Consider the following 14,130-nt stretch of genomic DNA (forward strand, 5'->3'; position numbering starts at 1 on the left):
AGGATATTTGTAAAATACAACTGGGAATTTTAGCTATAGCATGAAACAAAACGCGTTAAACGCATTAATCTATGTCATCTCTCTTCTCCCCTATTGGTTTCTATATTTGATTTCCGATGGGCTTTATTATATCCTCTATTATATTATTGGGTATAGAAAGGGTATCGTATTCCAAAATTTAGAAAACGCTTTTCCCGAAAAAACCGAGGCTGAAAGACTAGTAATCGCAAAAAAATTCTACCGCTTTTTTCCGGATCTACTTGTAGAATCCATTAAGCTAAAAACGATTTCAGCCAAAGAAGTCAAGCGGAAAATGACTTTAGAAAATGAAGAGGAACTAACGCGCCATCTTGCTGACGGGAAAAATGTGATTGGGGTAACCTCGCATTATGCCAACTGGGAACTCGGGATACACCGTCTGAGTTTGATCACTGATTTTCCAACATTGATTGTTTACAAACCGTTAAACAACAAGGACATTGATACAGTCTATAATTCGATGCGTGGTCGTTTTGGCGCAGAAATGGTTCCAATGAAACAAATTCTCCGACATATTGTAAAATTGAAAGGGCAGCCCAATGTCAGTATGTTGGTCGCTGATCAGACCCCACTATATTCCGACTCTGATTATTTTATCAATTGGTTGAATCAGGAAACATTAGTCTATACGGGAGCTGAACGGCTATCAAGAATAAGCAAAGCCCCCGTTGTATTTTGTTATATTGGCCGAAAAGCAAAAAGAGGACAATACTTCTGCAAGTTTACTACCCTGGTAGAAGACCCTTCCGAATTTGCCGAACATGAAATAACTGATTTACACAATCGCTTTGCGGAGCAAATGATTCGTGAAAATCCCGAATATTGGCTTTGGTCACATAATCGCTGGAAAAGGAAACGTAGAAAATGAGTAAATTACCAAAAGTAGCTGTTGTCATATTGAACTGGAATGGTCGTTTCTTCCTGGAGAAATTCTTACCTTCCGTCTACAACAGTTCTTATCCAAATATTGAATTCGTCATCGGTGACAATGCATCGGATGATGATTCTATTCTATTCGTCAAGCAGTACTATCCCACCATTACCATTCTTGAAAACGACAAGAATTATGGATTTGCTGGTGGTTACAACAAAGTCCTTGAACGTGTAGATGCGGATTATTATGTCTTGTTAAATTCAGATGTAGAAGTCAGCCAAAACTGGATAGAGCCTGTTATTGCTTATATGGAGCGCAATCCCGGTATTGCTGCCGCACAACCCAAGATCCTATCCTTTCATAATAAAGATAAATTTGAGCATGCTGGTGCCGCTGGAGGATACTTGGACTATTTCGGTTTTCCGTTTTGTAAAGGAAGGATTTTACACGAAGTTGAGGAAGACCATGACCAGTATAATCAGGAATCTGAGATTTTCTGGGCATCGGGAGCCGCGCTTTTTATCCGAGAAAAAGCCTGGAAAGAAGCGAACGGCCTAGACGAAGATTTCTTTGCTCATATGGAGGAAATTGATCTATGCTGGCGATTGAAAAAGATGGGCTATGGTATAGGTTACTGTCCAACGTCCGTTGTCTATCATGTAGGCGGCGGGACATTAAATGCCAGCAACCCTAAGAAGACCTACCTAAATTTCAGGAATAATCTCGTTATGTTGCAAAAGAACCTACCTTTGAGTAAAGCAATTTGGATAATTTTCCTACGCCTTTGGTTCGATTTAGCAGCATTGATGAAGTTTCTAATTGACCGCAAACCGAAAGATGCGTGGGCGATCAGTCGCGCACATCAGTATTTCTTCCTAAATATTTTTAAAAATGCTAGAAAACGAAAGAAATATACGGCAATAGAAAATCAGACAGGACAATATAATAATTCAATTATTATTGATTTTTACACGAATAATAAACATAAATTTTCGCAATTGAATCCAAAGGATTTCAAATAAGGCATCTGGAATTCCGATTCGTAAAATGCACAAAAACGCATTTTAAAAATAAGGCACTCTTTACAACAAGATTCTTTATTTATTTATTTAAACGTACATTTTATTTGTAATTTTGCAACATGTTGGCGATGGATATTGAAAAAAAGATAAAAGACTTAACAGCAGAACTTAATCATTATAACTATCAATACTATGTATTGGCGAATAGTCTTATATCAGATTATGACTTCGATCTCAAGTTAAAGGAACTCGAAGCACTGGAACGTCAATATCCAGAATTTGCTGATCCGAACTCACCTACACAACGCGTAGGTGGAGATATCACATCTAAATTTAAAACGGAAAAACATCGTTGGCCCATGCTTTCTTTGGGCAATACTTACAGCCAGGAAGAACTGTTTGACTTTGATCAGCGAATCCGCAAGATCATAGGCGATCAGTTTGAGTATGTCTGTGAATTAAAATTTGACGGCCTTTCTATCAGCCTCACCTATGAAAACGGAGTACTGAGCAAAGCAGTTACCCGTGGCGATGGAACACAGGGCGATGTCGTGACAAGTAATGTCAAAACCATTCGCTCCATTCCAATCAGACTCAAAGAGAGCGACTACCCGCAACAGTTTGAAATTCGTGGGGAGATATTTATGCATAAATCCGCTTTTTTACGTCTGAACAAGGAACGGGAAGATAATGAAGAACAGACTTATGCCAATCCGCGCAATTTCGCTTCGGGGACAATAAAACTTCAGGATTCAGCGGAGGTTGCCAAAAGGCCCTTGGATTGTTTTCTATACTTCTTGTATTGTGACAATAGAACCAATTTATTTCACGATCATTGGAACAGCCTGGAACAAGTGAAAAACTGGGGCTTTCCTGTCTGTGAACATACAAAAAAATGTAGTACACTGGCTGATGTCTTTGAATTCATTGACTATTGGGATATTGAACGACATAACCTTGGATACGAAATCGACGGCATCGTTATCAAAGTAAATGATTATGCCCAACAGGAAGATCTCGGTTTTACGGCCAAGAACCCAAGATGGGCAATATCTTATAAATTCAAAGCTGAACGTGTTGAGACAACACTCAATACTATTAGCTATCAGGTAGGACGTACCGGAGCGGTCACTCCTGTTGCTAACCTTCAACCTGTATTGTTAGCAGGGACCACAGTCAAACGTGCTTCACTGCACAATGCCAATGAAATTGCACGATTAGATTTACATCAAGGTGATACCGTCTATGTAGAAAAAGGTGGAGAAATCATTCCAAAAATCATTGCTGTGAACCTTGAAAAGAGATTAGCAGATACGACAGCCTTTATTTATCCGGACAGCTGTCCAGAATGTGGTACCACATTAATTAGACAGGAAGGTGAAGCTGTTCACTACTGCCCGAATGAAACAGGATGCCCTCCACAGATTGTCGGCAAAATGCAGCATTTTATCGGCCGTAAAATGATGGATATCGAGGGAATGGGCGATGAAACGGTAGAGACCTTTTTCAAAAAAGGTCTATTGCATAATATCGTAGACATCTACGGTCTAAAGAACCATCAAGAAGACTTACAACAACTCGAGCGCTTTGGTCAGAAATCCATAGACAATATGCTTGCGGGCATTGAGAAATCAAAAGAGAAACCTTTTGAGAAAGTATTATTCTCTTTGGGCATACGGCATGTTGGCGAAACAATCGCAAAAAAACTAGCACAACATTTCAAGAACATCGATGCCCTTGCTCAGGCTTCAACAGAGGAAATTGAAGGGGTTCAAGATATCGGACGCCGTATCGCGGAGAGTGTCAAAGAATATTTAGACAACCCTATTCATCAGCAACAGCTCATCAGCCTAAAACATTATGGCTTAAATTTGGAGATTGAAGAAAGGGAAATCATTCTGGCCAGCGAAAGTCTCAGCGGAAAGACCTTTTTGATTTCAGGTGTATTTGCGGATTATTCCAGAGAGCAGCTCGCAGAGCTGATTGAGAGCAACGGTGGCAAGATGCTTTCTTCCATTTCCGCAAAGTTGAATTATCTCGTTGCGGGGGATAAAATGGGACCATCTAAATTAGCGAAGGCGGAAAAATTGGGTGTCCCGATGATTAATGAGAAGGATCTCTTAGACCTTATTCATTCCAAATAGGATTTTTTAATTAAATTTATATAAATACAAAAACAAGATGAACGAGCTTCACGGCGCAGGAGTAGCATTGGTCACTCCTTTTAACTCAGATGAATCTGTTGATTTCGAGGCATTAGGTCAACTCATTGACTTGCAAATCAACGAGGGTATGGATTATTTGGTTTCTTTAGGTACAACTGGAGAAGTTGCCACATTAACTAAAGAAGAACGAAAGCGTATCTGGGATTTCACTGTCAAGCGCGTGAACGGTAGACTTCCTTTGGTTGCTGGCATCGGTGGTAACAATACCGCAGAGATTGTAGAACAGATCAAAGCTTTCGATCCGACTGGTTTTTGTGCCATTTTATCTGTGTCACCTTATTATAACAAACCGACACAGGAAGGAATTTATCAGCATTATAAGGCTATTGCGCAAGTTTCCCCTTTACCTATTATATTATATAATGTACCGGGCCGTACAGGTAGCAATATGACTTCACAAACGACATTACGTTTGGCGAATGATTTTTCAAATATTGTTGCAATAAAAGAAGCTTCTGGCAATTTTGCTCAATTCAGCGAAATCTTACGGGACAAACCGGTAGATTTTCTATTGATCTCCGGAGATGATCCGGTGACATTACCTATGATGGCACTCGGTGCTGCTGGCATTATCTCTGTTGTTGGAAATGCATTTCCAAAACGCGTTGCCACGCTTGCAAAATTATGTGCAGAGGGCAATTATCATGAAGCAAGAGCAATACATAACGATTTACTCCAGATAACAGATCTTTGTTTTGTGGAAGGAAATCCTGCCGGCGTCAAATATATTCTTAAAAAATTAGGCATCGGTAACGACACTTTACGCCTTCCATTGGTAGGTATCAGTGAAAAAACACAATTAGCAATAGCAGAAGAAATGTGCAAATTAAACTAAGCGATCAATTTGTTTGTTATTGAAAAAGTTTAGATCTCGCTTGAGGTCTAAACTTTTTTGCTTCAAGGCGTTGCAATATAACAATATAATACCTACCTTTGCACTTCCACAAATGTGGAATTTTAAATAACAAAATTAATTAACAAAATGCAACAGTACGAATCTGTAATCGTTCTTACCCCGTTGCTTTCTGAAGATGCTGCGAAAGAAGTAATCGCAAAATTCAAAACCATCTTAACAGAAGGCGGAGCCGAGATTGTCGCTGAAGACAATTGGGGTTTGAAAAAATTAGCGTATCCAATCCAGAAAAAATCTACTGGATTTTATCACTTAACTGAATTCAAGGCTCCAGGTGAATTAATCAACAAATTAGAGGTTGAATACAAACGTGATGAGCGCATTATGCGTTTCTTGACTGTAAGTTTAGACAAACATGCTAGAGCTTACAACGAGAAAAAACGTAGCGGTGCATTCAACAAAAAAGCTGAAACTAAAACTGAGGAGGGCGCAAACTAATGGCTAACGAAAATATCCAATACGTAACTGCTCCTAAAGTAGAGGACAACCGTAAAAAATACTGTCGTTTCAAAAAGAATGGTATCAAATATATCGATTATAAAGATGCTAACTTCTTGATGAAATTTGTAAATGATCAAGGTAAAATCTTACCTCGTCGTTTAACTGGTACATCTTTGAAATTTCAACGTAAAGTAGCTCAAGCTGTTAAACGTGCTCGTCACATCGGTTTGTTACCTTACTTAGCTGATGCAATTAAATAAGGAGGACGATAGAAAATGGAAGTAATTTTAAAACAAGATATCAAAGGCTTAGGTGAGCAAAACGATATCGTTAATGTAAAACCAGGTTTCGGTCGTAACTACTTAATCCCTCAAGGATTTGCTATTCAAGCGACTGAATCTGCAAAGAAAGTTTTAGCTGAGAACATCAAACAAGCTCAGTTCAAACAAGATAAAATCAAAAAAGACGCTACTGAATTAGCTGGTAAATTGGAAGCTGTAAAACTTTCGATCGGTGCTAAAGCAGGTGAATCTGGCAAAATCTTCGGTAAAGTAAATAGCATCCAAATTGCTGATGCATTGAAAGCAAAAGGTTTTGACGTAGATCGTCGTCGTATTACATTCGAAGTTGAACCTAAAGAAATAGGTGAATATATTGCTAACTTAAACTTACACAAAGAAGTTAAAGTTCAAGTTCCTTTCGAAGTAATCGCTGAATAATTTTATATTATTTAGTACAACATACTGAAGCGGCTATTCATTAGATAGCCGCTTTTTTATTGGCATCTTACATTACCTTACCTGCTTAAAACAAAAAACTCGCGCTGCTGAGAACAACGCGAGGCATAATCTAGGGTATTTGAAAGGGAAAATCTTTGTTTATATCAAAAAATCAATAAAAAACCAAAAATAAAACAAATAAACCAATAAAATATTCATTTTTATCTCGTTTTCATATTCAAAAGAAGCAAAAATTATCCATTTATCAAAATAAAATCTATTTTATTTTGATAAAAACATATAATAATAAAAAATACACGGTAAAAAAGTAAAATAAACACATATAAAACAATAAAAATCAAAAAAAACTAATAAATATTAGTAAAAAATCAGTATTAAATAATATAAAAACAAAAAATATAAAAAAAAAAGACCTGAAATAAAAATATTTCAGGTCTTTTCTGTTAAAATAACAATTATTATGCTAATTGCTTCTCTAATTTCTCATTTAAAACAGACTTTGGAACTGCTCCAATTTGCTTATCTACAATTTCTCCATTTTTGAAGAACAATAAAGCAGGTATATTGCGGATACCATAACGAACTGAAATCTCTGGATTTTCATCTACGTTTACTTTTCCTATCACAGCCTTACCTTCGTAATCTTTAGCTAATTCTTCAACAACAGGACCAACCATACGACAAGGACCACACCATTCTGCCCAAAAATCAATTAATACGGGTTTGTCCGCTTTCAAAACAACTTCTTCAAAGTTGCTATCTGTAATTTCTAATGCCATAATCTTAATCTTTTTAATTTTATAAACCGAAGTTATATTTATGATACTACTTAATTGCTAAAATCAATAAACAAAGATAGTAACAACTGTCAATGTAATTGTAATCTTAATTACACAAAATCTAATCCAAATTAGTTCAAACGGTAATTAATCCCTTCAAACTTATCTATACACTCCAAAAACTCATTTGTGAGGTTTATTTTCAGACTTTTAGCTGGCATTTCGACAGAGATTTCGTCCTGAGGATCCCAGATTTTAAATTTCAATTGACAATTTGGCACAACGCCTTCAATCTCGTTCTGCGCCAAGATATCTTTAATGCCATCTAAGAATTCTTCATTCAGCTTTGGCAGAGGAATATTAATTGTAAAACTCTTCGCCATCTTTTCGCGGAGCTCAGAAAGCAACTGTACACTTCTTAATTCGAAGCCCCAGTTTCCGACCTGCCTGAAACGCTCCTGAACCAATCCGCGCAATTGAACGAAATAACCCTCTTGTAAATAACCCTTTAATTTCACATACTCTTCACCAAACACCGCCATATCGTAAGAATCGCTATAATCCTCAATAATAAAGGATGCAAATGGCTTACCATTTTTAGTCAGGCGGTGGTTTGCCGAAGCTATAATCCCACCAATAACCAATTCTTTGTTCTTGATACGATTAAATTCGAGTAATGTCTCTTCATCTACCTCGGCAGCTTTCGCTTTGTTAATCAGAGAGAGATCAGACACTGGATTATGACAGAAATGTTCGATCTCAAACCGATAAGTATCTAACGGATGACTTGTCAGGTATATACCGATGACATCTTTTTCGTATTTAAGCTTCTCGATCAATCCCCATTGTGCACAAGGTGACAATACAGGTTCTGGCAGTTCGGCAGCTTCACCAGCGCCAAATAAGCTAGCCTGTGCAGAGTTTTCATTTTCTTTATACCGTTGTGCAAATCGGATTGCTTTCTCCATACCTGTTGAATTATCCTCAGCATGGAAATACTGCGCACGATGGGTACTTTCAAAACTATCAAAACCACCGGCGTAAGCCAAACTCTCAAAAGCTTTTTTATTGACCGCACGTAAGTCGATACGCTTGGCCATATCAAAAACAGACTTATACAATCCAGATTGTCTCGTTTGCACAATAGCATCTACAGCACCAGCACCCACACCTTTAACGGCACCAATACCAAATCGAATCGCTCCACGTTCATTTACCGTAAATTTATAGTATGACTCGTTCACATCAGGACCGAGTACCTCCAAGCCCATACGCTTACATTCCTCCATAAAGAATGTAACCTGCTTGATATCATTCATATTATTGGAAAGCACCGCCGCCATATACTCTGCAGGGAAATGTGCTTTTAGATAAGCTGTCTGATAGGCTACCCATGCGTAACAGGTGGAGTGTGATTTATTGAACGCATAACTAGCAAAAGCTTCCCAGTCAGTCCATATCTTCTCCAGCACTTTTGCATTATGTCCTTTTTCCTCCGCCTGCGCAACAAACTTAGGCTTCATCTTATCAAGTACAGCCTTTTGTTTCTTACCCATCGCTTTACGCAAAACGTCAGCATCACCTTTGGAAAAACCCGCCAGCTTTTGGGATAAAAGCATTACCTGTTCCTGATAAACCGTAATCCCGTACGTTTCCTTCAAATACTCCTCACAAGCATCCAAATCGTAGACAATAGGGTCAATCCCATGTTTACGTTTAATAAAACTCGGGATATACTCGATTGGCCCCGGACGGTATAGGGCATTCATCGCAATTAAATCGGCGAATACCGTAGGCTTCAGATCGCGCATGTATTTTTGCATCCCAGGAGATTCATATTGGAATACACCGATTGTTTCACCACGCTGAAAAAGCTCGTAGGTCAATACGTCGTCTATCGGAAATTTGTCGGGATCTAAAACTATACCATGACTTAATTTAACATTCTCAACAGTATCCTTGATGAGTGTCAGGGTCTTCAATCCCAAAAAGTCCATTTTCAATAGACCAGCACTTTCAACGACGTGGTTATCAAACTGGGTTACATACAGATCGGAATCCTTTGCCAGGGATACAGGAACGAAATTGGTAATATCATCCGGTGTGATAATCACACCACAGGCATGAATACCTGTATTCCGGACAGACCCTTCCAATACCCGTGCCTGACGAATTGTTTCGGCTTCGAGTCCGGCGCCATCTGCAATTGACTTTAAGCGATTGACGGCCTCGATCTCTTCTGTTCTTAACTTCTCCTTTAGACCAGCATCATCCAATGTAAATATTTTGGATAACTTCAAATTTGGAATCAATTTGGCAATTTCATTTGCATCTCCCAGAGGCAAATCCAGCACACGGGCAGTATCTTTAATCGAAGACTTGGCGGCCATTGTACCATAAGTAATGATCTGAGCCACCTGACTGGCGCCATATTTATTGATTACATACTGCATGACCCGTCCACGTCCCTCATCATCAAAGTCAATATCAATATCGGGCATGGAAACACGATCGGGATTTAGAAAACGCTCGAATAGCAAATCGTATTTTATGGGATCAATATTCGTGATACCGAGGCAATACGCAACAGCTGACCCAGCCGCAGATCCCCTGCCCGGCCCAACCGAAACACCCATATCACGTGCTGCAGCAATAAAATCCTGTACAATCAAAAAATATCCGGGATATCCTGTTTTTTCAATCGTTGCCAATTCAAAATCCAGGCGTTCCCGAATATCATCTGTTATCTCTTCGTAACGTTTCGCTGCACCAACATAACATAAGTGGGCAAGATATTTATTTTCCCCTCTTTTTCCACCATCTTCATTGTCCTCGGCAACCTGAAATTCTTCTGGTATATCAAATTTTGGAAGTAGGACATCCCTATTCAATTTGAAGATCTCCACCTTATCTACGATCTCCTGTATATTAAGAATCGCTTCGGGCAAATCTTTGAATAAGGTTTTCATTTCATCAGAAGATTTAAAATAATACTCCTGATTTGGCAATCCGAACCGGAACCCACGCCCCCTACCTTTAGGTGTGGAAAGCTTCTCGCCATCCTTTACACATAAGAGGATATCATGGGCGTGTGCATCTCCTTTCTTTTCGTAATAGGTATTGTTGGTGGCAACAACTTTAACATCGTATTTACGGGCAAACTTAAGTAAGGTCTGGTTTACCCGATCCTCATCTTCCTGTCCATGTCGCATGAATTCCAGATAAAAATCTTCCCCAAAATGCTCCTTCCACCATTGCAAAGCTTCTTCCGCCTGGTTTTCACCTATATTAAGCACTTTACTAGGCACTTCTCCTTGAAGGTTTCCCGAAAGCACAATGATATCTTCCTTATACTGTAAAATAAGATTTTTATCTATACGGGGCACATAATAGAATCCAGCTGTATAGGCGAAAGAAGCTAATTTGGCTAAATTATGATAACCGCGTTTATTTTTCGCCAACAAAACGACCTGATAACCATTATCCTTTCTGGATTTATCTTTATGATCTTCACAAACAAAGAATTCACAACCCACTATTGGTTTTAGGAGCTGACCAGTAGGTTCCTCCCCCTTTTCCAGCGCTTCCGCATTCTGTGCTTCCACCTCTTTATTATGTCCAATGACTCTGGAAACGAATTCAAATGCCCCCATCATATTACCGTGATCGGTAAGCGCAACAGCAGGCATATTGTCCTTTACCGCAGCCGAAACCAACTTGTCATACGACATTGTTGACTGTAGAATAGAAAATTGAGAATGGTTATGTAAATGTGCGAATTTCGCTTCTTTAAGTGCTGATAATGTATCTGCATCTACGACAACACGAACATCATCCGGTTCAGCCCGTTTTCTGATCTCATCAGAAGCGGCTTTTAAATTAATGTGTTTAAGCCCGGCAGTAGGAACGGGACCAGGATTATTCGTTTTGAAATCAACAAAGTAACCAGTATCTACCTGGAGTTCTTCCACCGTAAACACCTCTCTTCTGACCAATTCCAGAAAACAACGTGTTGTCGCTTCAACGTCGGCAGTAGCATTATGGGCCTCAGCAAATGGCACACCAAATAAATAAGAGTGCAATTCAGTCAGATTAGGCAGCTTGTATCGACCGCCACGACCACCAGGAATTTTCAATAGATCTGCTGTTACCTCAGTACAGGTATCCAAAACAGGCATGCTCGCCATTTTAGATTCTACACCATAACGATAAAACTCACAGCCCATGATATTGAGGTCAAAACCAATGTTCTGTCCGACTACAAATTTTGCACTATTTAATGCGATGTTAAATTTCTCCAAAGCAACCTGTAAGGGCACCCCCTGCTCTTCTGCCAATGCTGTGGATATACCATGTATTTTTTCGGAGTCATAAGGTATATCAAATCCATCCGGTTTAATCAAAAAATCCTGATGTTCGACCAAGTTTCCCATCTCATCATGAATCTGCCATGCCAGCTGTATACAACGTGGCCAATTATCCGTATCCGTAATTGGCGCGTCCCAACGCTTAGGCAAACCCGTCGTCTCTGTATCGAAAATAATATACATAAATCTCTAAACCTCTTTAATACAACACATTAAATGTAATCATATTTACATTTATTTGAACTTGAAATTTACGAAATTCTTAGGGAAGATTATGTCAGATTTTTGCGAAAAGTATTAACAGCTATTTAATATTGTACCTGTTACACTATTCCTTTATTTACTATATTTGAACTTGATTCCAATTTCTATGATTAAAGCGATTTTTTTTGATATAGATGGGACATTGTTAAGTTTCAAAACACATCAGGTCCCCGAATCCACACAACAGGCATTTCAATTACTAAAAGAGAAAAACATAAAAGTTTTCGTTTCAACCGGTCGTTCCTTTAATCAATTGGGACATATCCGCTATCTTGATTTCGATGGCTTTATAACATTTAATGGAGGTTATTGTGTCACCAAAGATGAACAGGTTATTTATAAAAATAACATTGCTCAAACGGATATTCGTTCATTAATTGGTTATGCGAAGCATCATCCCGAGCTTACCTTTTCATTTATGTCCGAAAAAGAAATCTCCTTAAATCAGGTTACGCCCGAAGTGCTAAAAATGTATCAACAAGTCAACGTAAAGACGCCGCCTATACGCAATTACGAAGACAACTTTGACCTGGAATCTGTCATGCAGATCAATGTTTTTATCAATCCGGAAGAAGAGGCTGAATTTATGGAAAACGTTATGCCCAACTCGATTGCATCACGATGGACATCCGTTTTTGCAGATGTCAACCCAATGGGCCAAAGTAAAAAAGTTGGTATAGATGTTTTTTTAGAACATTTTGGCATCGAACTTTCGGAAACCATGTCCTTTGGTGATGGGGGAAATGATATTACCATGCTCGCCCATACACAGGTTGGTATCGCCATGGGAAATGCGAATCCTGAAGTCAAGGAAATTGCAGATTATATTACTGACGATGTGGATAGCAACGGCATCTGGAATGCCTTAAAACATTTTGGTGTTATTTAGAAGTGAATTGTGAGTGTAGCGCGACAGGTATTGCTATTGCTGTTCAATAGCAAACTATGTCGTTCTGGGAAAAGATATTCCAATCTGTTCTGGAAATCTGCCATTAGGGTATTTTCAAATTGACCGTTCAGGTAATGATTCATACGATGACTTACCTCAAATAGCATTATTTTGGGAGATCCCGAGAGGCGGATTCGGATAGGATGTGAAGACATGCTATTATATCCGTTTGCAACTGCATTTTGCACCATCGGAAATAATAGAAGTGGAGGTATCATCAGCTCATTTTCCGATTGGAAACGGTTTTCCCATTTCAGTGAGAAACCGGCAGGCATCAACCTATTGACGATTTCGAAATATTGGTTTAATAAATCCAGCTCGACCTCTATTTCCTGATAGGCCCCGAGCTCCAATAGCAGCATTTTTTTTTGAAATATCCGATATTCCGGTTCCACCACAGCCTCTTCCGCTAAGATCTTTTCCATTAGAAAATGATCTATTTGACTGTTACCAAATGACAATCTATCGGACAGTGCTAATGCCTCTTCATTTCTTACAGACTTTTTACGCAGAATGCGATCGATTATACCTGACATTTCTTAAATTGCTATAGATTAGATACACAAAAATAAGGAAACATTATGTCAAATATTGCAATAGTTATTGAAGAAAGAGCCGCAGACATAGGTAATTTCTTGGTGGGAAGACTACTTCCATTCAGACAAAAAAGGATGGTCGGTCCGTTTATATTTATTGACCATATGGGACCTGAAACGATCTCCGAGCCTCAGTTCATGGATATTGCTCCACATCCTCATATTGGATTATCAACATTAACTTACCTCTTCGAAGGGAGCATTATGCACCGCGACAGTCTAGGAAACGAGGTCGAAATAAAACCGGGAGCGGTAAACTGGATGACAGCCGGAAAAGGAGTAACACATTCCGAACGAACTCCAGACTACCTAAGGTCTATCACTCATGAACTACACGGTTTACAGATCTGGGTCGCATTACCAAAGGATCTGGAAAAGATGGAACCAAATTTTGTTCACATTGAAGAACCTCAACTTCCCCATTGGAGCGAAGACGGTGTAAACTATCGGCTGATAGCAGGTGAGATTAACAATCATCGTTCGGAAGTACCCGTATACAGTCCCTTATATCTTATTGAAATTAAAGCTGACAAAGACTCTCTTATTAAGCTAGGTGAACATCTCTACGGAGAAAGTGGATTGTATATTCTTCATGGCTCAGTACATGCAGAAGGCCAAGAGTTTGGCCCAAAACAAATTCTGATTGCAAAGGACGCCAAATTATGTGAATTCGAAATCAAAGCCGGCACCTCAGTGTACATCTTTGGTGGTGAACCTTTCCCGGAACAACGCTATATCGACTGGAATTTTGTTGCTTCGGACATTGAGACCCTCAAAATCGCCAGAGCAAAATGGGAACAACACGAATTCCCAGAAGTTCCCGGTGATAATGGCTATATTCCCATTCCGCCAGTAAATCCGACTTTAGGACAAAAGAAAGCTTAAAAACAGTACAAATGTTGGTTGAATAGCATAAAAAAG

12 protein-coding genes are annotated in these 14,130 nt (G+C 39.0%); 9 read left to right on the forward strand and 3 right to left on the reverse strand.

Annotation, left to right across the window (positions count from 1 at the left end):
- The first annotated feature begins 40 nt into the window (after positions 1 to 40).
- The 7 genes from OGI71_RS15155 to rplI all read left to right on the forward strand — a co-directional run bounded on the left by OGI71_RS15155 (position 41) and on the right by rplI (position 6,233).
- Positions 41 to 907 carry a lysophospholipid acyltransferase family protein gene (locus OGI71_RS15155; protein WP_282250050.1) on the forward strand — a complete coding sequence of 289 codons (867 nt, stop codon included), beginning with the start codon at positions 41 to 43 and terminating at the stop codon, positions 905 to 907.
- Positions 904 to 1,935, forward strand: coding sequence for a glycosyltransferase family 2 protein (locus tag OGI71_RS15160; RefSeq protein ID WP_282250051.1), 1,032 nt, complete (start codon positions 904 to 906; stop codon positions 1,933 to 1,935). The genes OGI71_RS15155 and OGI71_RS15160 overlap by 4 nt, the downstream gene beginning before the upstream one ends.
- A gap of 119 nt (positions 1,936 to 2,054) precedes the next feature.
- Positions 2,055 to 4,079 carry an NAD-dependent DNA ligase LigA gene (gene ligA, locus OGI71_RS15165; RefSeq protein WP_282250052.1) on the forward strand — a complete coding sequence of 675 codons (2,025 nt, stop codon included), beginning with the start codon at positions 2,055 to 2,057 and terminating at the stop codon, positions 4,077 to 4,079.
- A gap of 37 nt (positions 4,080 to 4,116) precedes the next feature.
- Complete coding sequence (gene dapA / locus OGI71_RS15170) at positions 4,117 to 4,995, forward strand: 4-hydroxy-tetrahydrodipicolinate synthase (protein WP_282250053.1); 879 nt, start codon at positions 4,117 to 4,119, stop codon at positions 4,993 to 4,995.
- Positions 4,996 to 5,142: 147 nt separating this feature from the next.
- A complete protein-coding gene (rpsF, locus tag OGI71_RS15175) occupies positions 5,143 to 5,511 on the forward strand; it encodes a 30S ribosomal protein S6 (protein ID WP_282250054.1) in 369 nt (122 codons plus the stop codon).
- Positions 5,511 to 5,774 (forward strand): 30S ribosomal protein S18, encoded by a 264-nt coding sequence (rpsR, locus tag OGI71_RS15180; RefSeq protein ID WP_028071347.1) that lies wholly within the window; start codon positions 5,511 to 5,513, stop codon positions 5,772 to 5,774. Before rpsF ends, rpsR begins: the two co-directional genes overlap by 1 nt.
- A gap of 15 nt (positions 5,775 to 5,789) precedes the next feature.
- A complete protein-coding gene (gene rplI / locus OGI71_RS15185; protein WP_282250057.1) occupies positions 5,790 to 6,233 on the forward strand; it encodes a 50S ribosomal protein L9 in 444 nt (147 codons plus the stop codon).
- A gap of 479 nt (positions 6,234 to 6,712) precedes the next feature.
- Here the strand turns inward: rplI and trxA are convergent, their stop codons facing one another.
- A complete protein-coding gene (gene trxA, locus OGI71_RS15190; protein WP_104385830.1) occupies positions 6,713 to 7,033 on the reverse strand; it encodes a thioredoxin in 321 nt (106 codons plus the stop codon).
- Positions 7,034 to 7,164: 131 nt separating this feature from the next.
- A complete protein-coding gene (gene dnaE, locus OGI71_RS15195; protein WP_282250062.1) occupies positions 7,165 to 11,583 on the reverse strand; it encodes a DNA polymerase III subunit alpha in 4,419 nt (1,472 codons plus the stop codon).
- A gap of 187 nt (positions 11,584 to 11,770) precedes the next feature.
- On the opposite strand from dnaE, the gene OGI71_RS15200 reads away from it, so the two are divergent.
- Positions 11,771 to 12,553, forward strand: coding sequence for a Cof-type HAD-IIB family hydrolase (locus OGI71_RS15200; protein WP_282250063.1), 783 nt, complete (start codon positions 11,771 to 11,773; stop codon positions 12,551 to 12,553).
- Here OGI71_RS15200 and OGI71_RS15205 read toward each other — a convergent pair.
- A complete protein-coding gene (locus tag OGI71_RS15205; RefSeq protein WP_282250065.1) occupies positions 12,550 to 13,149 on the reverse strand; it encodes a hypothetical protein in 600 nt (199 codons plus the stop codon). The two genes, OGI71_RS15200 and OGI71_RS15205, sit on opposite strands and share 4 nt — an antisense overlap.
- Positions 13,150 to 13,194: 45 nt before the next feature.
- On the opposite strand from OGI71_RS15205, the gene OGI71_RS15210 reads away from it, so the two are divergent.
- Positions 13,195 to 14,094: a pirin family protein gene (locus OGI71_RS15210; RefSeq protein WP_282250067.1), complete on the forward strand. Its 900-nt coding sequence runs from the start codon at positions 13,195 to 13,197 to the stop codon at positions 14,092 to 14,094.
- Positions 14,095 to 14,130 lie beyond the last annotated feature (36 nt).

The sequence above is a fragment of the Sphingobacterium sp. ML3W genome, from assembly GCF_029542085.1.
Taxonomy (GTDB): domain Bacteria; phylum Bacteroidota; class Bacteroidia; order Sphingobacteriales; family Sphingobacteriaceae; genus Sphingobacterium.

Coding starts and splice junctions, on each gene's coding strand:
- OGI71_RS15155 (WP_282250050.1), top strand. CDS start 41: ATGAAACAAAACGCGTTAAACGCATTAATCTATGTCATCTCTCTTCTC.
- OGI71_RS15160 (WP_282250051.1), top strand. CDS start 904: ATGAGTAAATTACCAAAAGTAGCTGTTGTCATATTGAACTGGAATGGT.
- ligA (WP_282250052.1), top strand. CDS start 2,055: ATGTTGGCGATGGATATTGAAAAAAAGATAAAAGACTTAACAGCAGAA.
- dapA (WP_282250053.1), top strand. CDS start 4,117: ATGAACGAGCTTCACGGCGCAGGAGTAGCATTGGTCACTCCTTTTAAC.
- rpsF (WP_282250054.1), top strand. CDS start 5,143: ATGCAACAGTACGAATCTGTAATCGTTCTTACCCCGTTGCTTTCTGAA.
- rpsR (WP_028071347.1), top strand. CDS start 5,511: ATGGCTAACGAAAATATCCAATACGTAACTGCTCCTAAAGTAGAGGAC.
- rplI (WP_282250057.1), top strand. CDS start 5,790: ATGGAAGTAATTTTAAAACAAGATATCAAAGGCTTAGGTGAGCAAAAC.
- trxA (WP_104385830.1), bottom strand. CDS start 7,033: ATGGCATTAGAAATTACAGATAGCAACTTTGAAGAAGTTGTTTTGAAA.
- dnaE (WP_282250062.1), bottom strand. CDS start 11,583: ATGTATATTATTTTCGATACAGAGACGACGGGTTTGCCTAAGCGTTGG.
- OGI71_RS15200 (WP_282250063.1), top strand. CDS start 11,771: ATGATTAAAGCGATTTTTTTTGATATAGATGGGACATTGTTAAGTTTC.
- OGI71_RS15205 (WP_282250065.1), bottom strand. CDS start 13,149: ATGTCAGGTATAATCGATCGCATTCTGCGTAAAAAGTCTGTAAGAAAT.
- OGI71_RS15210 (WP_282250067.1), top strand. CDS start 13,195: ATGTCAAATATTGCAATAGTTATTGAAGAAAGAGCCGCAGACATAGGT.